Origin of the sequence: Streptomyces sp. MJM8645 (assembly GCF_001625365.1) — a bacterium.
Lineage (GTDB): Bacteria > Actinomycetota > Actinomycetes > Streptomycetales > Streptomycetaceae > Kitasatospora.
On record NZ_LJJF01000001.1, the window covers coordinates 1 to 22,948 of the forward strand.

The 22,948-nt window shown below is 72.9% G+C and carries 20 protein-coding genes and 1 pseudogene; 9 read left to right on the forward strand and 12 right to left on the reverse strand.

Annotated features, from left to right (window positions below; all coding sequences use genetic code 11):
• Positions 1 to 80 precede the first annotated feature (80 nt).
• Genes A6F73_RS00005 through A6F73_RS00015 form a run of 3 tightly spaced genes read left to right on the forward strand, consistent with a single transcriptional unit; the run spans position 81 to position 2,112 of the window.
• The gene (locus A6F73_RS00005) at positions 81 to 569 is read left to right on the forward strand and encodes an SRPBCC family protein (protein WP_063345825.1); all 489 of its coding nucleotides are present in this window, start codon (positions 81 to 83) and stop codon (positions 567 to 569) included.
• Positions 566 to 1,453 carry an alpha/beta hydrolase gene (locus A6F73_RS00010; protein WP_063345826.1) on the forward strand — a complete coding sequence of 296 codons (888 nt, stop codon included), beginning with the start codon at positions 566 to 568 and terminating at the stop codon, positions 1,451 to 1,453. The genes A6F73_RS00005 and A6F73_RS00010 overlap by 4 nt, the downstream gene beginning before the upstream one ends.
• On the forward strand, positions 1,450 to 2,112 hold the full coding sequence (locus A6F73_RS00015) for a 4'-phosphopantetheinyl transferase superfamily protein (protein WP_244293231.1): 663 nt from the start codon (positions 1,450 to 1,452) through the stop codon (positions 2,110 to 2,112). Before A6F73_RS00010 ends, A6F73_RS00015 begins: the two co-directional genes overlap by 4 nt.
• Positions 2,113 to 2,314: 202 nt before the next feature.
• On the opposite strand, the gene A6F73_RS00020 is transcribed toward A6F73_RS00015, so the two are convergent.
• The 3 genes and pseudogenes from A6F73_RS00020 to A6F73_RS43835 all read right to left on the reverse strand — a co-directional run.
• Positions 2,315 to 3,154: an SAM-dependent methyltransferase gene (locus A6F73_RS00020; RefSeq protein WP_063345827.1), complete on the reverse strand. Its 840-nt coding sequence runs from the start codon at positions 3,152 to 3,154 to the stop codon at positions 2,315 to 2,317.
• Between the two features lie 107 nt (positions 3,155 to 3,261).
• Positions 3,262 to 3,672 (reverse strand): MarR family transcriptional regulator, encoded by a 411-nt coding sequence (locus A6F73_RS42725; RefSeq protein WP_347878559.1) that lies wholly within the window; start codon positions 3,670 to 3,672, stop codon positions 3,262 to 3,264.
• Between the two features lie 66 nt (positions 3,673 to 3,738).
• Positions 3,739 to 3,984, reverse strand: a pseudogene (locus tag A6F73_RS43835) (helix-turn-helix domain-containing protein); the annotation flags it as partial.
• A 134-nt stretch (positions 3,985 to 4,118) separates the two neighbouring features.
• On the opposite strand from A6F73_RS43835, the gene A6F73_RS00030 reads away from it, so the two are divergent.
• A complete protein-coding gene (locus tag A6F73_RS00030) occupies positions 4,119 to 5,309 on the forward strand; it encodes a cytochrome P450 (RefSeq protein ID WP_063345829.1) in 1,191 nt (396 codons plus the stop codon).
• Between the two features lie 115 nt (positions 5,310 to 5,424).
• Here the strand turns inward: A6F73_RS00030 and A6F73_RS00035 are convergent, their stop codons facing one another.
• Positions 5,425 to 5,766, reverse strand: coding sequence for a hypothetical protein (locus A6F73_RS00035; RefSeq protein ID WP_063345830.1), 342 nt, complete (start codon positions 5,764 to 5,766; stop codon positions 5,425 to 5,427).
• 427 nt (positions 5,767 to 6,193) lie between these two features.
• Between A6F73_RS00035 and A6F73_RS00040 the strand changes: the two genes are divergently transcribed.
• Both A6F73_RS00040 and A6F73_RS00045 read left to right on the forward strand, forming a co-directional pair.
• The gene (locus A6F73_RS00040) at positions 6,194 to 6,895 is read left to right on the forward strand and encodes a hypothetical protein (RefSeq protein WP_063345831.1); all 702 of its coding nucleotides are present in this window, start codon (positions 6,194 to 6,196) and stop codon (positions 6,893 to 6,895) included.
• 129 nt (positions 6,896 to 7,024) lie between these two features.
• Entirely contained in the window at positions 7,025 to 8,386 is a 1,362-nt protein-coding gene (locus tag A6F73_RS00045; RefSeq protein ID WP_063345832.1) for a M64 family metallopeptidase, read from the forward strand.
• Positions 8,387 to 8,473: 87 nt separating this feature from the next.
• On the opposite strand, the gene A6F73_RS00050 is transcribed toward A6F73_RS00045, so the two are convergent.
• The 4 genes from A6F73_RS00050 to A6F73_RS00065 all read right to left on the reverse strand — a co-directional run bounded on the left by A6F73_RS00050 (position 8,474) and on the right by A6F73_RS00065 (position 11,538).
• On the reverse strand, positions 8,474 to 8,707 hold the full coding sequence (locus A6F73_RS00050; protein ID WP_159398300.1) for a hypothetical protein: 234 nt from the start codon (positions 8,705 to 8,707) through the stop codon (positions 8,474 to 8,476).
• Positions 8,708 to 9,160: 453 nt separating this feature from the next.
• The gene (locus A6F73_RS00055; RefSeq protein ID WP_079135300.1) at positions 9,161 to 9,769 is read right to left on the reverse strand and encodes a DUF1772 domain-containing protein; all 609 of its coding nucleotides are present in this window, start codon (positions 9,767 to 9,769) and stop codon (positions 9,161 to 9,163) included.
• Positions 9,770 to 9,951: 182 nt separating this feature from the next.
• The gene (locus A6F73_RS00060) at positions 9,952 to 10,611 is read right to left on the reverse strand and encodes a hemerythrin domain-containing protein (protein WP_063345834.1); all 660 of its coding nucleotides are present in this window, start codon (positions 10,609 to 10,611) and stop codon (positions 9,952 to 9,954) included.
• 84 nt (positions 10,612 to 10,695) lie between these two features.
• Entirely contained in the window at positions 10,696 to 11,538 is an 843-nt protein-coding gene (locus A6F73_RS00065) for an NmrA family transcriptional regulator (RefSeq protein WP_208869138.1), read from the reverse strand.
• 545 nt (positions 11,539 to 12,083) lie between these two features.
• Between A6F73_RS00065 and A6F73_RS00070 the strand changes: the two genes are divergently transcribed.
• From A6F73_RS00070 to A6F73_RS00080, 3 genes are all read left to right on the forward strand, one after another.
• Positions 12,084 to 12,860: a hypothetical protein gene (locus A6F73_RS00070; protein WP_063350803.1), complete on the forward strand. Its 777-nt coding sequence runs from the start codon at positions 12,084 to 12,086 to the stop codon at positions 12,858 to 12,860.
• Between the two features lie 203 nt (positions 12,861 to 13,063).
• Positions 13,064 to 14,593 carry an MFS transporter gene (locus A6F73_RS00075; protein WP_079135301.1) on the forward strand — a complete coding sequence of 510 codons (1,530 nt, stop codon included), beginning with the start codon at positions 13,064 to 13,066 and terminating at the stop codon, positions 14,591 to 14,593.
• Positions 14,594 to 14,992: 399 nt separating this feature from the next.
• Entirely contained in the window at positions 14,993 to 16,102 is a 1,110-nt protein-coding gene (locus A6F73_RS00080; protein WP_063345835.1) for a Rieske 2Fe-2S domain-containing protein, read from the forward strand.
• Between the two features lie 55 nt (positions 16,103 to 16,157).
• Here the strand turns inward: A6F73_RS00080 and A6F73_RS00085 are convergent, their stop codons facing one another.
• The 4 genes from A6F73_RS00085 to A6F73_RS00100 all read right to left on the reverse strand — a co-directional run bounded on the left by A6F73_RS00085 (position 16,158) and on the right by A6F73_RS00100 (position 22,945).
• A complete protein-coding gene (locus A6F73_RS00085; protein WP_063345836.1) occupies positions 16,158 to 17,702 on the reverse strand; it encodes an alpha/beta fold hydrolase in 1,545 nt (514 codons plus the stop codon).
• 165 nt (positions 17,703 to 17,867) lie between these two features.
• Complete coding sequence (locus tag A6F73_RS00090) at positions 17,868 to 18,590, reverse strand: ribonuclease H (protein WP_063345837.1); 723 nt, start codon at positions 18,588 to 18,590, stop codon at positions 17,868 to 17,870.
• A gap of 42 nt (positions 18,591 to 18,632) precedes the next feature.
• A complete protein-coding gene (locus tag A6F73_RS00095; protein WP_107452789.1) occupies positions 18,633 to 20,840 on the reverse strand; it encodes a trehalase family glycosidase in 2,208 nt (735 codons plus the stop codon).
• On the reverse strand, positions 20,837 to 22,945 hold the full coding sequence (locus tag A6F73_RS00100; protein ID WP_063345838.1) for a beta-galactosidase: 2,109 nt from the start codon (positions 22,943 to 22,945) through the stop codon (positions 20,837 to 20,839). The genes A6F73_RS00095 and A6F73_RS00100 overlap by 4 nt, the downstream gene beginning before the upstream one ends.
• Positions 22,946 to 22,948 lie beyond the last annotated feature (3 nt).

Genomic DNA, 22,948 nt, shown 5'->3' on the forward strand with positions numbered 1-22,948 from the left:
ACAGACACAGGCACAGGCCAAAGGCCAGAAAGCAAGAACTCAGGACTTCAGGAATTCAGGAAAGAACAGGAGGGCCCGCCATGCACACCTACGACCTCATCAACGAAGCCATCATCCACGCCCCCACCCAACAAGTCTGGAACCACCTCATCGCCGAACTCAACGGCACCACCACCTGGTGGACCCCCCACAACACCCACCAACCCGGCAACCCCACCCCCGAACACCCCGGCGGCACCACCCACATCACCATCCACCCCAACGGCCACACCAAACCCGGACCCAAAATCCACACCACCGCCACCACCACCCACACCACACCCCCACACACCCTCACCACCACCCACACCGGCCACTTCACCGGCACCACCACCTACACCCTCACCCCCACCCACAACAACCAACACACCAAACTCACCATCACCTTCACCACCACCCCCCACGGATGGCCCACCCTCCTCCCCAAACACACCATCCCCAACCAACACACCAAAGCCACCCACAACGCCCTCACCAACCTCAACCACCAACTCACACACGGCACAGCCGCAGACAGGAGCACCTCGTGACCACCACCGCCGACGTCACCATCACCGACCTCGCCACCACCACTCCCGACGGCGCCCGCCTCACCGTCGCCATCCACCACCCCGCCCACATCGACACCCACGACACCACCGCCACCACCACGCCCCTGATCGTCCTCGCCCACGGCTGGGGCGCCACCCACACCGTCTGGCACGCCACCGCCCGGCTGCTGGCCGCCCAGGGCCACACCGTCGCCGCCTACGACCAGCGCGGCCACGGCACCAGCACCCTTGGCTCCAACGCCCTCACCATCCAGCAACTCGGGCACGACCTCGCCACCGTCGCGGACGCCCTCGCCCCCCACCGCCCCGTCGTCGTCGCCGGCCACTCAGGCGGCGGTTACGCCGCGCTCGCCTATGCCACCCAGCTCTACGCCGACGCCCCCCGCACCGCGCCCCAGCGCCTCGTCGGCCTGCTCCTCGCCGCCAGCGCCGCCGACGACCAGCAGACCCCTCCGGGCGAACTCCGCATCATGAAGACGAAGGCCTTCCAACGCGCCCTCAGGAACCCCCGCCTCGGCCGCCAGCTCCTCAAGAAGACCCTCCACCCCAACGCCCCCGCTCACACCCAGGAGACCAACCGGCGCCTCTTCGCCAACACCGACCCCCACACCCGTCTCACCACCTTCGCCTCCACCAGCACCATGGACCACACCCCCCACCTCCGCCACATCACCACCCCCACCACGATCCTCCGCGGCACCCACGACACCTCTGTCGGCCAGACCCACATCCGCACCCTCCAGACCCACCTCCCCAACACCACCGTCGACACCCTCTCCGACGCCGGCCACATCCTCCCGCTCGAAGCCCCTCACCAACTCGCCCGCCAGATCCACCAACTCACACTCACTTCGCAGCGGTGACCACCACCACCCTCACCACCGAGCTGGGCAGGCTCCTGCCGCCAACTGTCCACTGCACCGAGGCCTTCGGGCCGCCGCCCCAGGGCGCGCTCCTTCCTGCGGAGCGCGCCCACATCAGTGGCCGATCGCCCCGCAGGCAGCGGCAGTTCACCGCCGCCCGTACGCTCGCCCGTCGTGCTCTCGCCCAGCTCGGCCACCCGCCGGTCCCGCTCCTCCCGGGGCCGGGCGGGGCTCCCGAGTGGCCGTCGGGGACCGTCGGGAGCATCACCCACTGCGACGGTTACACCGCTTGCGCTGCGGCGCACACGGCCGATGTCGTCTCGCTCGGCATCGACGCCGAGCCTGCTCTACCGCTCCCCGACGGGGTCCTCGCCCTCACCGCTTCCGAGGACGAACGTCACCGGCTCGACCGGCTACCTCACGGCCAAGTCCCTTGGGACAGACTGCTCTTCAGCGCCAAGGAGGCCACCTATAAGGCCTGCTACCCGCTCACCCGACGCTGGACCGGTCTGGCCGGCATCTCCGTGCGCCTCCACCCCGACCGCACCTTCACCGCCCACCACCCCCACCTGCCCGGTCGCTGCCACGGCCGCTGGACCACCACCGGTGCCATCCTCCTCACGACCCTCACCATCCCGCACGGGACGACGACCGGTTGAGCGCGCAGCACCGAAGCACCACCGAACCGCGAACCGGCCGCCGCAGGGCCTACAGGCCCCGCCCCCACGTGCGGCGTCGGAGCGAGGCCGACACGGGGGCGAGGGGGCGAGGCGACAGCTGACGGCTCCGGTCAGCGGGACGATCCGAGGGACAGGACAGGGAGCCCCGGCCCATGGACCTGCCCCGCCCGGGCGCTCGCCCTCAACGGGCGGGGCCCGCCGAGCCGTTGTCGGCCGTGCGCACCGCTTCGATGAACCCCGTGGTGCTCGGGCCCGAGCCGGGCGGGAAGGGGCGGCCGTACGCGACGGCGACCTCGTCGAGCAGGGTGAGCCGGGTGGTCCAGCCGTGGGCGTCAAGCCACTCGTGGGTCTGGGGGCCGAGGCCGCCCTGCCACAGGTCGGTGATGTGGGCGAGGGTCGGGTCCTGCGGGGTGCTGGTCACGTCCCGGCCCTTTTCGAGCAGCAGTCGGCTGCCCGGCGCGGAGAGGGTGCCGACGGCGGTGAGCAGGCCGGCCGCCTGGTCGGCGGTGAGGTAGACCAGCAGTCCTTCGGCCAGCCAGGCGGTGGGCCGCTCCGGGTCGAAGCCGGCTTCGACGAGGCGGCGCGGCCAGTCCGAGTCCAGCAGGTCGCCGGGCAGCGTGGTGCGTTCGCCGGCCGGGTCGGCGCCGAGTTCGTCCAGGACGTGCTGTTTGAAGGTCAGGACGGGCGCGAGGTCGAGTTCGAAGAGGCGGGTGCCGGACGGCCAGTCGAGCCGGTAGGCGCGGGCGTCCAGGCCTGCTGCGAGCAGGACGACCTGGTCCGCGCCGGCGGCGAGCAGACGGTCGTCGTAGAAGCGGGTGCGCAGGATGCCGTGGACCACCAGGCCTTTGGCGAGGCCGCTCGCCGGTCCCGAGGTGGGCATCGACATGCCGGAGGCGGTGACGAAGGCGGCGGCGTAGGGGTCGGTGAACAGCGGTTCGGGGCGGGAGCTCTCGTAGGCGCGCACCAGCGCGACGGACAGGGCCGTACGGGAGACCGGGCTCAGCGGGTCGGTGGTCGTCATGCCCGGGAATCTACCCCGGCGCCGAACCGGCCGGGCCGGCACTCCCCTCACCGGTCCGGACGGGCACCTGGCCTGCGGGGAAGGCGAGTTGACGCAACGCCACGAGGTCACGTCAGGAGGTGCCGCCAGCGGTCGGCGGACTCCACCATGTCCTGGATGACGCGCTCCAGGAACGTCCCGCCCCTGGCGAGCCGCTGCCCCACGGGGCTGTCGGGCCCGAACTCCGCCGCGGCCGTCATCGCGATCTGCGCCGTCCCGAGCGTCTCCCGCGAGCCGATCATGATCGAGTGGTACCAGGCCTCGTCGTCGACCACGTAGATGTCGCGACGCCGCTGCGGGTCGCGTTCGCGCCGGACGTACCCGTGCTGGACCAGGTAGTTCACGGCCACGGAGACGGAGGCCGCACTGACGTTCAGCCTGCGGGTCAGCTCGGCCGCGGTGCGCCTGCCGTCCTCGGACAGCAGCAGGTCGACGTGCACGCGCGCCGTCATCCTCGGCAGCCCCGTCCTGACCGCCATGTCGATGATCTCCTCTCCCGTCGGGCTGCCCGAGGGCCCGTCCGCGGGTGGCGGTGCCGGGGTGCCGCGCCGCGCGCGCTGGACCGTCGCCCGGTGCGCCTGTTCGGGCCGGTAGCCGCTGGGGCCGCCGTTGCGTCCGATCTCCCGGCTGATCGTCGAGGTCGGCCGGTCGAGCTGTCTGGCGATCTCGGCATAGGAGAGCCCGTCGGCGAGTCCGGCCGCGATGCGCTGGCGGTCCTGCTGGGTCAGTCGTCCTCCTGGCATGCCGCCAGTATTGCCTTCGCATTCATTCATTGCAATGCGGCATTGCATTCGACTTCAGTGTCATTGCATCAATTTACCGCTGTTCACCTGGGAATACTCATTCGACTGATTGCGACCATGCTCAATGCAACGTAGCTTTCGAATAGTCCCGAAGACACATTTCCGCGAGATGAGGAACGGTCATGGGTGAATCCGTCCACACCGTCACGACGCTGCCGACGGCGCGCCCGCCCGGCTGCCCCTTCGACCCGCCGGCCGAGCTGACCGACGCCCGACGGCACGGCCCGATCAGCCGCTACACCCACCCCGGCGGGGCGGCCGGCTGGCTGATCACCGGGTACGAGCTGGTCAGGTCGGTCCTGGCCGACCCGCGGTTCAGCTCGCGCAAGGAGCTCATCAACGTGGGCGACTTCGAGATTCCTCCGGCGCCGCCCGGCGAGTTCCTCCTCATGGACGACCCTCAGCACGGGCGCTACCGGAAGCCGCTGGTGGGCAAGTTCACCGTGCGGCGGATGCGGCTGCTCGCCGAGCGCATCGAGCAGATCACCGCCGAGTGCCTGGACGCCATGGAGGCGGCCGGGCCGTCGGCGGACCTGGTGACCGCGTTCGCCAAGCCCATCCCCGCCATCGTGATCTGCGAGCTGCTGGGGGTGCCGTACGAGGACCGCGGCTCCTTCCAGGAGCAGATCGACTCGTTCGTGAACGGGGAGACGAGCGACGAGGAGCTGATCGCGGCCTACACGGCGACCCAGCAGTACCTCGCGGAGCTGGTGGCCGCCAAGCGCGCGAACCCCACCGACGACGTGCTCAGCGACCTCATGGACAGCGACCTCACCGATGAGGAGCTGAGGGGCGTCAGCCTGATCCTGTTGGCGGCCGGGCTCGACACCACCGCGAACATGCTGGCGCTGGGCACCTTCGCGCTGCTGCAGAACCCGGCGCAGCTGGCCGACCTGCGCGCCGATCCCACGCTCACCGGCCGGGCCGTCGAGGAACTGCTGCGGTACCTGAGCGTCGCCAAGTCGTTCATGAGGACGGCGCTGGAGGACGTCGAGGTGGGCGGCCAGACCATCAAGGCCGGCACGACGGTCATCCTGTCGTACAACACCGCCAACCGTGACCCCGAGCGCTTCGCCGATCCCCACGTGCTCGACTTCCGGCGGCAGTACGGCGGGCACCTGGCCTTCGGCCACGGCGTCCACCAGTGCCTGGGGCAGCAGCTGGCCCGCGTCGAGCTGAGCGTCGCGATCACCGCCCTGGTCAAGCGCTTCCCCACGCTGCGCCTGGCCGTACCGGCGGAGGAGGTCGGCCTGCGGCCGGAGACTGCGGACATCTACGGGGTGAAGAGCCTCCCGGTCACCTGGGACGTGTGACCGCGAACCAGACCGGGCGAGGTCGGGGCCAGGGTCGGGGTCGGGGTCGGCGCCGGGAGCCGGAGCGGCCCGGCACACCCACGGGGGGTGTGCCGGGCCGCCGGCGCCACCGGGTTCAGGGGGTGTAGCTCACCCAGCCGCTCAGGGCGGTGGTGTTCGGCGGGCAGTAGACGCGCACGTTCAGGAAGGTGGTGTACGGGCCCACGGTGCGGGTGGAGCCGTCGGAACAGCTCACGTTGACCCACCACTTGGTGGTTCCGGTGCCCGAGCAGGAGATGTTGAAGTACTGCTGGGTGCCGTCGCTCCCGAACGTGCCGGTGCTGCAGTTGATGCTCTGCAGCGCGTCCGGGGAGGCGGTCTGCGCCTGTGCTGCCGGGGCCGCGGCGAGGCCCAGCGCCGTGGCTGTGGCGAACGCCGCGAGGCCGCCCGCGATCCTGTTCCTGGTCCGGTTGTTCACAGCTGTCCGTCCTCGGGGTCGGTGGTGCGCGTGGGGGCGCCGGGCGGCAACTCGCAGAGCAGCCCGGCGCCCTGTCTGCGGTGACTTTAGGGAGCGGTCGGATCCGCGAGCATATGACGGCGGAAAATGCGTCCACCCCGGCCTGGTCAGGCCTCTTGGCCCGTCGATCGCGAATTCCTGCGACGGGGCACCGCCGATGGGGCGGCCGAGGTGGTCCGCCCGCGCCCGGAAACGACCGAAAACACGCGGGCACCGACGCACCGCCCGCACCCCCGGCATGGCACAAGTCCGTTACAGCGGTGCCGGGTTCCTCCCGCCCTACCCCTGCCCCTGGCATCATCCAAGTCCGTGCCGCCCCCGGAGCCGCCCACGGCGTGCCGGGGCGTCGGCCCGCATGGCGACCGATGTCCAGACGAGGGGGAGTCCGATGGCTCTGTTCGGCAAGCCGCCGGGCCCGCAGGACGCCCGGCCGCGCGGGCGGGCCACCGCGCTGACGCTGCGGGTCGTGGTGCAGGCCCTGCTCCTGCTGCTCGGCCTGTCCGCGGTCGGCCTCGGGTTCGCACGGTTCGTCGCCGCGTACCACGAGGGGTGGGCGTATCGCGGCGCCCCGGTCTGCGGCGCCCCGGCGATCGGGCCCGGGGTGGACTGCACGCTGCGGGAGAGCGGGCGGGTGACGAAGAGGGCGGCGGAGCGGGACGGCGACTCGACCTCGTACACCCTGACCGTGGCCCGCGAGAAGGCTCCGACCGGCGCCTACGACGTCGGGGAGGCGTTCTACGACGACGTGCGGACCGGCACGGTCGTGAACCTGACGGTCTGGAGGGGCCAGGTGGTCGAGGTCGACTACCAGGGGCACCGGGCCCGCAATCCGCACACCCTGTGGCTGGCCGTCCTGAAGCTGGCGCTGCTGGTCGGCGCGGGCACGGCCCTGATCGCGGGCGGCCTGCTCGGGCCGAACGTGCGCTCCTGGTGGATCCCGGCCGGGATGTCCGTCCCCGTGGCGGTCACCACGCTGGTGGGTGCCGCCATGCTCCTCCTGATGGACTGGCCGCTGCCCGTGACCGTGACCCTGGCCGTCCTGGCCTGGCTGCTCGCGGTCTCCGTCATCAGCGGGATGTCCGTGGAGTAGCGGCCCGGAGCGGATCCGGAATGCCCCTCACAGGTTGTCAGGTTCCCAACGTGGGAAACAGTTGTCAGGTTCTCAACGTGGGAAATAGGCTGCCACCTCCCGCTCACGCCACCACCGGGGAGGCCACCCATGCCCAGCAGTACCAGGAGCCGCAGGACCAGAACCGCCGCAACCCTCCTCACCGCCGCCCTGGCCGCGGCCCTCCTCGGCGGCGCCCCCGCGCTCGCCGCACCCGCAGCCCCGCCCGGAACCACGACGGGCGCCGCCCCCACAGCCGCTCCGACGGACGGTCGGCACCCGGTCGAGGTGTTCGGCGAGGACGGCGGCATATCCCGGGCCCTCGTCCCCGGCGGCTCCCCGTACACGGCCAGCCCCCGCATCCAGGGCGTGGCCCCGATGCAGGACGACGGCGACGTCACCGCGCTGGTGCGCAACGGCGATCCGGCCGCCAAGCTCGACGTGGTGGTCATCGGGGACGGCTACGCGGCGCAGGAACAGGAGAAGTTCCGCAGCGACGCGGCCGAGAAGTGGCGCGAGATCACCGCCGTCGAGCCGTACGCCACCTACCGCAACCTGTTCAACGTCTGGGCGGTGTCGGCCGTTTCGCCCGAGTCGGGCGTCTCCGGGGATCCGGACCAGACGACCGTCCGGCACACCGCGCTGGGCTCGTACTTCTGGTGCGACGGGGTGGAGCGGCTGCTCTGCGTGGACGAGAAGGCGGTCGAGCGCTACGCGGCCAAGGCCCCGCAGGCGGACCTGGTGATCGTGGTGGCCAACAGCACCAAGTACGGCGGCGCGGGCTACAACGACGTGAAGTCCTCGCTCGGCTACGAGGGCATCGCCACCGTGGCGGGCGGCAACGCGAAGTCCGGGCAGATCGCGGTGCACGAGACCGGGCACTCGCTGGGCAAGCTCGCCGACGAGTACGCGTACGACGGCCAGGGCACCTACCAGGGCGCGGAGCCGGCCGAGGCCAACATCAGTACGCTGACCGCCGACCGGATGCGCGCCCAGGGCACCAAGTGGTCCCGCTGGCTCGGCCGGACGTCCCCCGACGGCGGGACGGTCGGCGCGTACGAGGGCGGCGGCTACTACCCGACGGGGCTGTACCGGCCGACCGAGAACTCGATCATGCGCTCGCTCGGGCGGGAGTTCAACCTGCCCGGACGGGAGGCGATGATCGCCGGCTTCTACCGCCACGCCACCCCGCTGACGAGTCCCGTCTCCACCGACACCCAGCTCACCTCCGCCAGCCGCCTCACCGTCGACCTGCCCGTCCCGGGCACCCGGCTGCGCTGGTTCCTGGACGGACGCGAGCTGCCCGGGCAGCGCGGGCGCACCGCCCCCGACCTCGCCGCCCTCCACCCGGGCGGCCCCCGCTCCCGGCCGCACCTGCTCACGGCCGTCGCCACCGACCCCACCCCGGCGGTGACCGACCCGGCGCTGCGCGAGCACCTGACCGGCAGCCTGTCCTGGCTGGTGACGTTCTAACGCGCGTCGACGCGGCGCGCCGGCCGGCACGGCGACGGCCCCGGGCCCGGCAGCATCACGCTGCCGGGCCCGGGGCCGTCGCCGTGCCTACCGCCCGCTCTCTCCCGGCCTGCGCGGGGGGTTGCGCCGCAGCGGGGCCAGTTCACGGGCCAGCGTCCGCACGTCCACGGCTATCCGCGCCGCGAGTTCGCCCGGCCCCGCGTCGCCCGGCAGGCGCCGGGACCAGGAACGCGCCTTGGCCGGACCGTCCTGGACCATGTCGAAGTTCAGTCGCACCGCCCCGGCCACGTCCGCCAGGGTCACCAGGATCCGGGTGTCCACGAGGTCGATCGTGACCTCGTTCCCGATGCACGAACACGCCACCAGACCCTCGATGTCCTCCTCCGCCAGATATCTGGCCAGGGGAACCGCTCTCCCCCGGATCAGGTACGGACGTACCACCGCCACCACAGACCCCGCCCCCTCTCCAGCTCACCGGACACGCCGACCACCGTACGGCCCGGCAGCGGCGCAAGCGCGCCGCAACGACCGGGCCCGCCCATGCTCCACCCATAGCCCCCGGATCGCCAAGTCCAGGACGCCCCAGGCGACTTGACCGACAGCACTGGCCCGGCGCACCGGCGCACGCCCCGGCGCACTCGGGCGCCCCACCACCAGGCCCACCACCGGGCCCGCCACCGGGCCCGCCGCACCCGGAACGCACGAAGGCCCGCCCGCACGAGGCGGACGGGCATCCCTGCGGCCGCGCAGCCCTGCGGCGCGCGGCCGGGCCGCTCAGCGGCCCAGGCGGCTGAACCGGCCGTGCAGGACCAGCGAGCGGCTCAGGGCCGCCAGACCTGCCGTGCAGAGCAGCGTGCGGAGCATGTTGGCAGCGACCCAGCTGCCCTCGAACTTGGCGCGCGCGCCCGCGAAGTCGTGGATCTGGGACGGGTCTCCGGCCGCCGCCAGCTCGTTGTTGAGCGGGATGTTGACGCCCATCGTGACCATCAGCGCCACCACGTAAAGCACCGTCGCCCCGGCCGCCCACAGCGCCGCCTGGCGCCGGCCGGCCTTGTGCTGGAGCCAGGCCGCCACGCCGGTGGCGGCGAAGGCGCCGACGAAGACCAGGCCGAACATCCCGTTCTCGATCGACGAGTTGATGTGCTGCATCGCCGTCACGTACGTCCGGTCGTCCCCGGCCGCGAGGCCGGGCATCACGGACACGTCGAAGGCGAAGAACAGGCCCGCCATCAGGCCCATCGCGATGGTGGCGCCCGCCAGGACGGGCCCGGCGGCGCGGCCCTGCCCGGCGGTTCCGCCGTGCGGTGAACTCCCCGGCCGCACACCGCCGATGGCCGACGGGACGGCGTACGACACCGGTGCCGACCTCTGATCCGAACGCATCACAGGACCCCTTTTCACTCTCCCGGCCCCGCAGGACGCGGCGCCGGCGAACAGCGGAACGAACGACACCACCCACCGTGCGGCGCCACCCGCAACGGAACCGCGACAACCGGAACCCCACTACGCGCCAGGGCACTTGCGGCACCGGAGGGTGCCGGGAGGAGTTGGGAAGGGGCCGACGGTCACAGCACCGGGTTCAGGGTGCGCCGGTACCGGCGCTCCAGCACCGTACGGCCGATCAGCCGCACCGGGCCCGGGATGGTGGCCGACACGGCCCGCACGGACGCCGCGTCCGCGCCGTCGAACATCCACGGCTGCAGGTACGTCATGACCTGCCCCGGCGCGCTCTGGATGATCCGCCGCTCCACCCGCAGGTACTCGTCCACCGGCAGGCCCGCGAGAGCCGGGAACACCACCGGCTCCTCGTGCCCCAGGTGCTCGCGGATCAGGTTCTCGAACCCCGCTGCGGCCTCGGGCAGTTCGGCGACCCGACGGGCGGACAGCACCTCCGCCACCCGGCGCATCGTCCGGTCGAGCGCTTCGTGGTCCTGTTCCAGGATGCCGCCGCCGTCGAAGCCGGCCAGCCGCTCGCGCAGGAAGGGCCAGAGGATCTCGTCCTCGCTGTGGTGGTGCCAGTCGATGACGGCCCGCAGTCGGCCGAACCAGTCCGCCAGGGCCGCCGAGGGCCCCCAGCCGCCCGCCGACGAACCCCGGGCGGCGGCCGCGCTCAGCCGCGCGGCGTCCCGGCGCATCGCCACGTGCATCAGCCCGAAGCCCCGGATGTGCCCGGGCAGCGCGCCCACACCCTGCTCACTCGACCAGACCTGCTTGCCGTCCGACATGGCCAAACCTCCACTGTTATGTCCGGATACACGACCAACGCCCGCCCGGTGGCGGCCTGTTCGGGCCGCCGCCGGCGAGCCGGCTCACACGTTCCACACGCCCGAGGCGGCGGCCTCGCGGGCGAAGTCGGCGAAGTCCCGCGGCTCACGCCCCAACGCCCGCCGCACCCCGTCCCCCAGCGAGGCGTTACGACCGTCCAGGATCACCGAGAACAGCTCCGCGAAGTCCCCCGGCAGCCCCGCATCCTCCAACACCCCCCGGTACGCCGCCTCCGACACCGCCTCGAACCGCACCTCACGACCCGTCGCCCGCGACAACTCCACCGCCACCTCCGCGAACGACAGCAACCGCGGCCCCGTCAACTCGTACACCTCCCCCGCATGCCCCGCCCGCGTCAACGCCGCCACCGCCACCTCCGCGATGTCCTCCGCATCCACGAACGGCTCCACCGCACCCCCCACCGGCAACGCCAACTCCCCCGCCAGCACCGGATCCAGGAAGAAACTCTCACTGAAGTTCTGGTTGAACCACGCGCACCGCACCACCGTCCACGCGGCCCCCGACTCCATCACCGCCTTCTCCCCCGCCTCCGCCGCCTCCTCACCACGCCCCGACAGCAGCACCAGACGCCCCACACCACGCCGCGCCGCCAACCGCGCGAACGCCCCCACCGCCTCCACCGCCCCCGGAAACGCCAGATCCGGGTAGTACGTCAGATACGCCGCACTCACCCCCTCCAGCGCCGCCTCCCACGTCCCCTCGTCATGCCAGTCGAACGCCACCGCCCCCGACCGCGACCCCACCCGCACCCCGTACCCCAACCCCGACAACCGCTCCGCCACCCGCCGACCGGTCTTACCCGTCCCACCCACCACCAGCACCACACCAGCACCGACCGGAAGATCCACAACACCCTGACGAGTCATCACGAGCACCTCATTCGGAGAGACGGAGGAAACTGACGGAACCGACCCCCCGAAGGCGCCGGCGGCGCCCGGGAGGTCCGACGCGATCCGCGGGCCCCTACCGCTCTGCGAGCCCGGTCGGTTCGTCGTCATGGCACCATTCAAATCCACCCCGAGTCGGCGAACCATAGCCACCGCACTCACATCCATGCGCGAGCGTCTACGCCGCCCACCAGCGGCTGTCCGCCCGGGCCGGGCCGCCACGGGGGTGCGGCCCGGCTCCTCCACCACCCCACCACAACACACCGCACCCTCGCCGGAAAGCCCTTTCCAGTACCTCTCGACCCCGGCTCCACCACCCCCGGAAATCGACTTCGCATGGGCTCCGGAAAAGGGCGGGAAGAAAATCACCGATGGTGCGGAAATGCGGGTGGAATTCCGTCGGAACACCGGGGCGGCGACGGCGGCGGGCCCCGGGGGCGCGTCCGGACCGGGTGCGGGCGCCCGCGCCCCGCCCCGCCAGCGGTAGTCTCGCGGCTGCTGTCGACCTGTGGGAGGGCATGTTCATGGCCAAGCTGATAGTCCTGCTCGCCGCGATCTCGGTGGTCTTCTCGATGATCGCGTTCAACGGTGGAAACGCCCCGATCGGTGTGCTGTTCGCCGTCGTGGCGGCGTCCCCGATCCTCTTCATCGCCTACGCCGTGGCGACCAGGAAGCGCGCCGCCACCGGCGCCGCACGGCAGTTGACACCCGGCCAGCGCAAGGGACGGACGATCGCCGCACGGGTGGTCGCGCTGGCGATGGTCGGAGTCCTCGGGTACGGCGTCTACTGGGTGATCTTCGAGCCGAAGGCGAGCGACAAGGCACTCAGCCGGCTCTCCGACCTCGACGCCGGCTGCGCGTCGAACATCGCGCGCAAGTACTTCCCCAAGACCGCCGAGCACACCGGCGCCGGGCCGCACCCGGTCGCGATGTTCACCCTCAGCGAGTCCGGCTCCTCGCACCCCGCCTCCCCCACCGCCGGCTCGCCGGACTACTGGAGCGCGACCCGCCTGGACCCGTACCGCGTCCAGCTGATCGCCTGCCTGGACTCACCCGACGAGGGCGAGTTCCTCACCGACTGCAAGTTCACCTCGGACACCCTCAAGCTCTACCGCGGCAAGTACGAGGTGACCGTGTACGAGGCCAGGACGGGGAAGAAGGTCGGCACCGAACAGCTGCTGGGCAGCGCCAAACCCAGCTGCCCCAGCATGGTCTACCTGAAGAAGGACGTCTCCAAGCTGCACACCGAGCCCGAGTTCGCGGACTACCAGCAGGTACTGCGCAAGTACGTCGAGCAGTAGCCCGGACGCCGCCTTCCACAGCCGGACCCGCCCGCCGCCGCCCGCCAGGAGGAACGCCTCCCCGGGCGGCGCCTCCGTCCTCGGGGGATGATGACGGAGGGAGCGCCTAAGCTCACCGAGCGTAGCGAAGAGGGCGCCCGCGTTCGATCCTGCGGAAAGCGGGCAGACGGGGCGTCTCGATACGGCGAGCGAAGGAGCCCCGCATGGCCGATCCGGCGAAGTCATCCGCGCGGAACCCGCACGGCGGTACGGCCCCCGGGGCCGGGTCCGGGTCCGGGTCCGCCGGAACCGGGGTCATCGAGACCAACGTGCCGGCCCGGCTGGACCGGCTTCCGTGGTCCCGCTGGCACTGGCGGATCGTGATCGGCCTGGGCACCGTCTGGATCCTGGACGGCCTTGAGGTGACGATCGTCGGCAACATGGCGGCCAGGCTCGCGCAGCCCGGCAGCGGCATCGCCATCTCGACGACGCAGGTGACGACGATCGCGGCCGCCGTGTACGTGGCGGGCGCCTGCGCCGGCGCGCTGTTCTTCGGCTGGCTGACCGACCGGCTCGGGCGCAAGAAGCTGTTCATGGTGACGCTCGCCGTCTACCTGGCGGCGACCGCCGTGACCTCGCTGTCCTGGACGGCCTGGTTCTTCTTCCTCTGCCGCTTCTTCACCGGGTTCGGCATCGGCGGCGAGTACGCGGCGATCAACTCGGCGATCGACGAGCTGATCCCGGCCCGGGTGCGCGGCCGGATCGACCTGATCATCAACGGCAGCTTCTGGATCGGCGCCGCGCTCGGCGCCTTCGCCTCCGTCGCGCTGCTGAACACCGCGCTGTTCGCCACCGACGTGGGCTGGCGGCTCGCCTTCGGGATCGGTGTCGTGCTGGGCCTGGTGATCCTGCTGGTCCGCCGGCACGTCCCGGAGAGCCCGCGCTGGCTGTTCACCCACGGGCGGGCGCCGGAGGCCGAGGAGGTGGTGGCCGAGGCCGAGCGGATCGTGGAGCGGGAGACCGGCCGACCACTGCCGGCCGTCACCGACCGGCCGATCCTGATCCGCGAGCGCGGCCCGCTCGGCTTCGTCACGATCGCCCGCACCGTGATCCGCCGCTACCCGCGCCGCACGGTGCTCGGCCTCTCGCTCTTCATCGGGCAGGCGTTCCTGTACAACGCCGTGACCTTCGGCTACGCCGTCATCCTGACCCTCTACTTCGACGTGCCGGAGGGCGACACCGGCTACTACTTCGCGGTCATCGCGGTCGGCAACTTCCTCGGCCCGCTGCTGCTGGGCCACCTCTTCGACTCGGTCGGGCGGGTGCCGATGATCGCCGGCACGTACATCGGCTCCGGCGTGCTGCTGTTCGGCACCGCCGCACTGTTCCAGCAGGGCGCGCTGAGCGCGGCCGGCATGACGGCCTGCTGGACGGCCGTGCTGTTCCTGGCCTCGGCGGGGGCGAGTGCGGCCTACCTGACGGTCAGCGAGATCTTCCCGCTGGAGACCAGGGCGATGTGCATCGCCTTCTTCTACGCCGTCGGCACGGCGGTCGGCGGCATCAGCGGCCCGCTGCTCTTCAACGGCCTGGTGAGCAGCGGGAAGGTCTCCGACACCACGCTCGCGTTCTGCATCGGGGCGGCGCTGATGACGGCCGCGGGGCTGGTCGAGGCCGCGATCGGCGTGCGGGCGGAACGGCGCAGCCTGGAGGACCTGGCGGCCCCGCTGAGCGCTGTCGAAGCGGCGGACCGCTAGGACTTCCGCGGCACCCGGCCGGGGTCGTCGCGGCGGCCTCCTCGGCGGACACCGCCGGCCCGGCGATGCCGCCGCCGATGACCGGGATCCGTGTCAACTCGCCTACCCTTCAATGCGTTTGTCACCGTCCCGAAGTCCAGGGCGGTGGCGCAGCCGGGCCGGCTGCGCGGCGTTGCGGTGGATCGGCCCGCCCGGGAATCGCTCAGCCATCCGGCCGTCGAAGGCCGCATCGGAGATTTTCTGATGAATCATCAGACTTCTTTGGCGTCAGCCATGTTGTTCGTGCGAGCCCCATCGATCTGCGGTTAGCATGCGGGGCGTTCCGTTCGGAGGCGAATTGCCCGGGAGGGCCGGCTTGAGCTGCCGAGATCGGAGCCGGGCAGGCCAGGAGGAGAGTTCATGCACGAGTCCTTAAAGCACGTCCAGCCCATCAGCGAGGGCCCGACCGCGGGCGATGTCGCGCTGCCGCCGGGCCTGCCGTACCCGGACGGGTGGGCCTCGGTCGGCTTCGCCGACGAACTCAAGCCCGGCACGGTGCTCACCCGCCGGCTGGCCGGGGAGGACGTCGTGCTGTACCGGCTGCGGAGCGGGCGGATCCGCGCGATCCGCCCCTACTGCCCGCACCTGGGGGCCCACCTCGGCCTCGCCGAGGTGGAGGGCGACGACCTGGTCTGCCCCTTCCACCGCTTCGCCTTCGACCCGGACGGCCGGTGCGTGCGGACCGGGTACGACTCCGCGCCGCCGAAGGCCTCGCTGGCGCAGCTCCCTGTGCGCGAGGTGAACGACGCCGTCTTCGTCTGGCGCCACCACGACGGCCGGCAGCCGGACTGGGAGATCCCGGCGTGGCACACGCTCGGGCACCAGCCGCCCCGGCACGCCGCCTGGGAGATGGCCGGCTACGCCCAGGACGTCATGGAGAACGCGGTGGACCTGGGCCACTTCGTCACCCTGCACGGCTGGCCCAGCGGCGAGTTGGCGGCCCCGATCGACTGGGACGGCACGCGCTTCCACGTCTCGATGCGGGTACAGGAGGACTTCCCGCTGCTGGGCCGGCGCCAGGTCGAGATCGAGGTCGACGGTTACGGCCTCGCCTGCCTGCACACCGACGTGCACACCCCGGCCCTCGGTCTGAAGATGTGCTCGCTGGTGATGGCCACCATGGTCGCGCCCGGCCGGATGCAGTTCCGGCAGGCGAGCCGGTTCTCCTTCGACGAGCCGTCCCGGCTGCCGCCCGTGCTCGGCAGGGCGGTCAGCCGGTCGCTGTCGAGCCTGCTGGCGGGTCCGATGTTCAAGCGGAGCTGCGAGTTCACGGCGGCCGACTTCCCGATCTGGTCCACCAAGAAGTACCTGTCGCCGCCCCGGCTCGCCCCGGGCGACGGGCCGATCGGCGCCCTGCGGCACTGGGCCCGGCAGTTCTACCCGCCGGACCACCAGGAACGCCTGTCCGTGCCGGCCGCCCTCACGGTCCGGGCCGAGAACGGTGCCCGCAGCGGGCTCGCCCAGCCCTGAGCGGACGTACGGACGGCCGGTCGGGGCCCGGGTCGGGGCCCGACCCGCCGTCTGCTCAACTCGGGAGCCGGCCGCCGAGCAGGAAGGCGGTGAACGGCGCGAGCACCCGGGGGTCGGTGAAGTCCACACCGTGCGCGGTCGTGTCGAAGGTGACCATCGCCGCCCGGTGCCCGAAGGCGCGCTGGGTCTGCCGGGCGCCGTTGTAGGTGGTGTCGGGGTCGTACCGGTTCTGCAGCATCAGGATGTTACGCGGGCCGTCCGGGTCAGCCCGGACCGGCGGCTCCTTCGGGCCGTAGTGCCAGAAGGCGCACGGCCAGACGTTGCCGCTCATGCCGTTGGTGAGCGGGTAGCGGGCCCGGTCGGCGGCAGTGCGGGCGGCGTAGGCGGCCGGGTCGCGGGGCCAGGCCGAGTCGCCGCAGATCACCGCGAACTGGGCCGCGAGGAAGTTGTCGGGGATGACCTGCGGCAGCGGGTTGCCGCCCGAACCGCCGGTGCCCGCGCCCGCCGGCATCGGAGCCGTAACCGTAACCGGGGCCTGGGCCTGGGCCGGAGTCGTGTCGCGCTCCTCGGCCAGTTGCAGGACCCGCGCGCCGAGGGGGTAGTAGCTCGGCTTGACCAGCGAGGCGTAGACGACGCTGCGCAGGCCGCCGCCGGTGAGCAGCCGGCCGCCCGACAGCGGCAGCGGGTCGCGGTCGACCTCGCCGGCCAGCCGCAGGTAGCTCGCCCGGACCGCCTCGGGGGTGGCGCCGAGGTGCAGGGTGGCGTCCTGGGCGGCGACGAAGCGGGCCAGGGCCGGGAAGGAGTCGGCGAAGCCCTCGCTGAACAGCCTGAACCCCTGCTCCAGCCCGCCCGGCGGCACCGTGCTGTCCAGCACCACGCGGTCGGTGTGCGAGGGGAAGAGGGTGGCGTAGACCTGGCCGAGGTAGGTGCCGTACGAGCTACCCAGGTAGGAGATCCGGGGCAGGCGCAGGGCGGCCCGGATCCGGTCCAGGTCGCGGGCCGAGTTGGCCGTGGTCACGTCGGCCAGGTAGCCGCCGCTCGCGGCCGCGCAGCCGTCGGCCACCCGCTGGGCCTGGTCGAGGTTGGCGGTGATCGAGCCGTCGGGGCCGGGGAAGGGGTAGTTGAGCTGGGCGTCCCGGTCGGCGGCGGACAGGTCGCAGTGGACCGGGGTGCTGTTGCCCACCCCCCGCTCGTCGAAGCCGATCAGGTCGTAGGAGCGCAGGACGTCCGCCGGCAGCAGCTTCGCCATCTCGCCCGGGTAGTCGAGTCCGGAGCCGCCCGGCCCGCCCGGCACCACGGCCAGGGTGCCGCGCCGGTGGGCGGGGTCGGCGGTGCGCAGCCGGGAGACGGTGAGGGTGATCGTGCCGGCGTCCGGGTGCTGGTAGTCCCGCGGCACCCGCAGGGTCGCACACTGCTGGCGCGGGTCGCGGGGGAACGGCACCCCGTTGGCGTTCGGGGTCGGCGCGGGGCAGGGCCCCCAGGAGAGCTGGGCCGCCGGGGCCGCGACGGCGGTCGGTGCGAGTGGTGCGGCGAGCAGGAGGCCGGCGGTGAGCAGCGCGCCGCCGGCGCGGGCCGTGGTACGGCCGGTAGGTCGGGTCATACGTCCGACGCTAGGACTGCTGAGGTGTCGTCAGCCTCGGCGCGGGGGTGGAGAATTCGCCGGAGTGCTTCTCCACCCGGCTCCACCCGGATCCACCCGGCTCCACCTCGGGGGTGAGTGCGACCCGGGCGGGCCGGTGTCGGCCCGCCCGGCGTCGGACCGGACCTACGCGTGGGCGCCCACGCACTCCGGGTGTCCCCAGCTGCTGCCCACCTTGGTGATGGTGTCGCCCTTGGCGTAGGAGCGGGTGCAGGGGCAGGTGCCGGGGAAGCGGGCGGCCAGGGTCCGCGAACCGCCCGAGGAGCGCTTCTTCGCCGTGGACGAGCCGGCCGACGAGCCGGCCGACGAACCCGCCGACAAGGAGGCCGGGCGGGCGGCCCGCGCCGGGGTGGTCCGGGCCGGGTCCGGCTCGGGGAGGTCGGCGGCGGTTCCGCCCGCGGCCTGCTGCTGGCGGGCGGCGTCGCTGGCGGCCTTGTCGGCGATGGCGTTCAGCGGGTCGCCGTTCACCTGGTGGGCGGGGACGTACACGAAGGTGACGTCCCGCCCGGTCAGCAGCTCGTCGATGTGCTGGATCAGCTCGCGGTTGGCGACGGGCTTGCCAGCGGCGGTCTTCCAGCCGTTGCGCTTCCAGCCGACCAGCCACTTGGTCACCGCGTCGCGGGTGTACGTGCTGTCGAGCCGGACCTCCAGCGGGACGGCCGGGTCCGTCGACGCCAGCAGCTGCTCCAGCGCCGTCAGCTCGCCCACGTTGTTGGTGCTGTGCCCGAGCGGACCGGCCTGCCAGCGCTGGGGCGCCCCGGCGGCGTCCGCCACCACGTAGGCCCAGGCCGCCGGACCGGGGTTGCCCTTGGCTGCTCCGTCACACGCTGCAATGACTCGTTCGACCATGCCCCGATCATGCCAGGACGTGGCAGGCCGGGGCCAAATCGGTCAGGCGCGGAGCAGCAGCAGGAGCAGGGCGGCGGACCAGCTGAAGTTGGTCGAGTTCCGCCCCTCCCCCGTCAGCGGGTCGTAGTTCTCCCGCAGCGGACCGTCGCCGCCGAGCCCGGCTGCTGTGGCCAGGAGCCGGTCCGTCGCCCGGCGGGCGTCCTGGTTCCAGCCGTACCGGCGCAGGCCTTCGATGGCGAAGTAGGTCTGGTCGATCCAGGCCAGCCCGCGCCAGTACCCGGCGGGGTCGAAGGAGGGCGAGCTGCGGGCGACGGTCGGGAACGGCAGCGCGGTGCCGAACTCGGCCGGGTCGAGCAGGAGCCCGCGGACCGCACGGGCCTGGGCGGGCGAGGCGGTGCCGGACCAGAGCGGGATCGCGCCCTCGATGCCGCGCCCGCGCGCGGTGAGGCGGGCGCCGGTGGCCAGGTCGGTGTCGTGGAACCAGCCCGTGGCCGGGTCGAACATGGTGTCGCGCACGGCCCGGTCGATCGCCTCGGCCCGTCCGCGCAGCCGCTGGGCGGCGGTGCGGTCGCCGAGTTCGGCGGCGATGGCGGCCAGGGCCCGGTGGTCGGCGGCCAGGTAGGCGTTGAGGTCGACGGAGCGCTGGGTGAGCGACCAGCCCAGCAGGGCCCCCTGCGCGCTGCGGTTGGCGACGACGGCGGCGCCGAGGGCGGCGTCGAAGCGCGGCGCGTTGTCCATGCCGGACTCCCAGGCCGCCGCCGCCAGGCAGTCCGCCGGGGCGGCGTTGCCCGGGTCGACGGTGGCGCCGTACTCGCACAGGCCTTCGCCGTCGTGGTCCCGGGTGCGGTACCACCAGTCCTGGTAGGCGGTCAGTTTGGGCAGCAGCTCGCGCAGGAACGCCCGGTCGCCGCCGCGCCGGTAGACCTCCCAGACGGCCCAGGAGGCCAGCGGGGGCTTGGAGTTGCGCTCGTTCCAGTTGCCGCCGCCGGTGCTCGGGTCGTTGTAGAAGACGCAGTCCGGGATCATCCCGGCGTCCTGCGGGCGGTCGGCGGAGTCGGGGCGGATCTGGTGGTCGAACATCGCCCGGATCTGGTCGGCGGCCAGCTCGGGGGCGAAGACGGCGGTGCCGGCGGCCTGCTTCCAGGTGTCCCAGGCCCAGACCCCGCTGAACCACTTGTACGAGAGCGTGGGCGTGACGGCGTCGTGCCGGATCCGCCCGGCCGGGCTGCGCCAGTTGGTGACCAGGGTCTGCACGCACTTGACGGCCGTCCGGCGGCGCGCGGCGGGGACGCCCTCGGTCGCCCGGGCGACGTACCCGGCCCAGCGGGCGGCACCCGCCGCGGCGACCCGGTCGGGGGCGCGCAGCGCGGCGTCCGCCTCGGCGACGGCGCGGGAGTGCTCGGCGTCGGTGAAGGTGTAGCTCTCGGCCCAGTCCAGGGTGCGGGCCGCGCCCGGGGCCAGCCGGACGGCCCCGGCCAGTTCGGTGCGGTGGCCATCGCCGCTGACGGTGGTGCGCACCGGCGCCGCGTGGCGGACTTCGAAGCGCTCGGTGCCGTCGGTCAGGTAGTCCCAGGTCTGCCGTACCCGGGCGAACCGGACGGCGATGCCGCGTTCGGCGGCGACCAGGGCGGGGGCGTCGTGCTGGGGGCCGGTGGCCGGGCGCAGCAGGGTCCCGGTCCAGGCGACCTGGAGGGTCCGCTCGGCCGGGCCGCCGTTGGCCAGCCGGGCCCTGACCAGGGCGGTGCGGTTGCCGGCGAAGCGCAGTTCCAGGGTGAGCGCCAGGCGGCCGCCGAGGTCGTAGGACTGGCGCAGCAGTCCGGGCAGCGAGGTGAGCCGGGGGGCGCCGCCGGCGGCGAGGTCCAGGACCTTTCCCTGCTCGGTCAGTTGGAGGCGGTTGAGGCCGTCGCTGAGCCACCACGGGTATTCCTGGGCGAGGTGGAGGGGGCCGGTGAAGCCGCCGAGCGGGTCCTGCGGGCGCGGCAGGGCGTAGGCGTGCCAGGCGCCGAGGTCGGCGAAGACGTTGATCGGGTTGTTGCCGGTGGCGTCGCCGGGGTAGGCCTGCGCGGGGGTGCCGTGCAGGTCGAGGACGTCGGCGTAGCGGTCGGACGGATCGGCTAAGTCGGCCTGCCGGTCGTCGGCGTGGGCGGCCGGTGCGACGCCGCCGGCCACGGCGAGGGCGGTGCCGGTGGCGGCGGTGGCGGCGGTGGCGGCGGTGGCGGCCAGGAGTCGGCGGCGGGACAACGGCGTCATGTGCGCTCCTCGGCGGGCGTGGACGGGGGCGTGGACTGAGACGGAGGTGGGGAGGCCGGGTCGGGGCCCGCGGCGGGGACGCGGACGACGGCGGCGCCGAGCGGCGCGAGGGTGAGGCCCCGGCCGGTGTCGGCCCCGGTGAGCAGGTCGGTGCCGGGCCGGTCCAGCGCCACCCGGCATACGGCGGGGCCGTGGTTGAGCAGGAACAGGTAGTCGGTGCCGTCGGCGGCGCGGCGGCGGGTGGCCTCGACGCCGGCCGGCAGGCCGGGCAGTTCGGCGCCCACCCCGGCTTCGGCGAGCGGCAGGTCGAGCACCCGGCCGACGTCCGCGCCGAGGTGGCAGCCGAGGTACCAGGCGCTGCCGGTGCCGTGGCGGTGCCGGGTGACGGCGGGCAGGCCGGCCAGCTCGCCGGAGGCGTAGCGGGCGACGGTCTCGGCGCCCTCGGTGTCGATCCATTCGCTCCAGTGCTCGGCGCGCAGCTCCGGCCCGCCGTCGTCGAGCCGGACGGTGGTGGCGGCACCGTCGGGGATCGGCCAGTGCTCGTCCACGACGAGGCCGAACAGCGGCCGCAGCGGCCCGGGGTGGCCGCCGGGGTGGAGGTGGTCGTGCCGGTCGCTGATGCCGCTGAACGGGCCGCAGACCAGGTGGCCGCCCGCTTGGACGAAGGCGGTGAGCCGGTCGGCGGTGGCGGTGTCGAGCAGGTACAGGTTGGGGGCGAGCAGCAGCCGGTAGCCGTCGAGGTCGCCGGTGGGCGGCACGAAGTCGACGGTCACGCCGCGGTCGTGGAGGGCCGCGTACCAGGGCCGGAGCAGGTCGAGCCAGCGCATCCGCGCGGAGGGGTGGTCGTCCAGCTCCAGTGCCCACCAGCTGTCCCAGTCGAGCAGGACGGCCGCCCGCCCGCGGATCCGGCTGCCCGCGATCTCGCCGAGCCGACGCAGCTCGGCCCCGAACCGGACGGTCTCCCGCCAGCCGCGCGAGGAGGTGCCGCGGTGCGGGAGCATCGCGCTGTGGAACTTCTCGGCCCCGGCGACGGAGGCGCGCCACTGGAAGTGCAGCACGCCGTCCGCGCCCCGGGCCAGCGCCTGGAGCGACCAGAGCCGGTACAGTCCGGGCCGTTTGGGCAGGTTGACGGGGCGCCAGCTGACGGCCGAGGGGGCCTGTTCCATCAGCAGCCACGGCTTGCCGCCCTTGAGGGAGCGCATCAGGTCGTAGTTCATGGCCGCGTTGACGTGTGTGCGGGGGTCGGCCGGGTCGGGGTAGGCGTCGTCGGAGACGAGGTCCTCGTGGCGGCTCCACTCCCAGTAGTCCAGCGACTTGAGCATCGACATGAAGTTGGTGGTGACGGGCACGCCCGGTGAGACCTCGTCGAGGACGGCCTTCTCGGTGCGGTGCAGGGCCAGCAGCGCGTCGGAGCAGAACCGGCGCCAGTCCAGCAGTTGGGTCGGGTTGACCGGCCCCGGCGCGGCGCGCGGCGGTTCGATCTCGTCGAACGAGCCGTAGCGCTGCGACCAGAACGCCGTTCCCCAGGAGCGGTTGAGTTCGTCGACGTCGCCGTGCCGCTCGCGCAGCCAGCGCCGGAAGTCGGCGGCGGACGCGGGGCAGAAGCACTCCTGGACGTGGTCGCCGTACTCGTTGTGGATGTGCCACAGGGCGAGTGCGGGGTGGTCGTGGTAGCGCTCGGCGAGGGCCCGGGTGAGTCGGGCGGCGGCGGCCCGGTAGACGGCGGAGGAGGGGCAGTAGTGCTGGCGCGAGCCGAACTCCAGCCGGACGCCGTCGGCGGTGACGGGCAGCAGCTCGGGGTGGGCGCGGACCAGCCAGGCGGGCGGCGAGGCGGTGGCGGTGGCCAGGTCGACGGCGATGCCGTGGCGGTGGACGAGGTCGAGGAGGCGGTCCAGCCAGCCGAAGTCCCAGCTGTCGGCGGCGGGTTGGAGCCGGGCCCAGGAGAAGACCCCGACGGTGACCAGGTTGACCCCGGCCTCGGCCATCAGCTTCACGTCCTCGGCCCACACCTCCTCGGACCACTGCTCGGGGTTCCAGTCCCCGCCGTAGAGGAGGCCGGGGACGCGGGTGAGTGCGCCTGCGCGGGAAGGGGTGCGGGGGGTCATGCG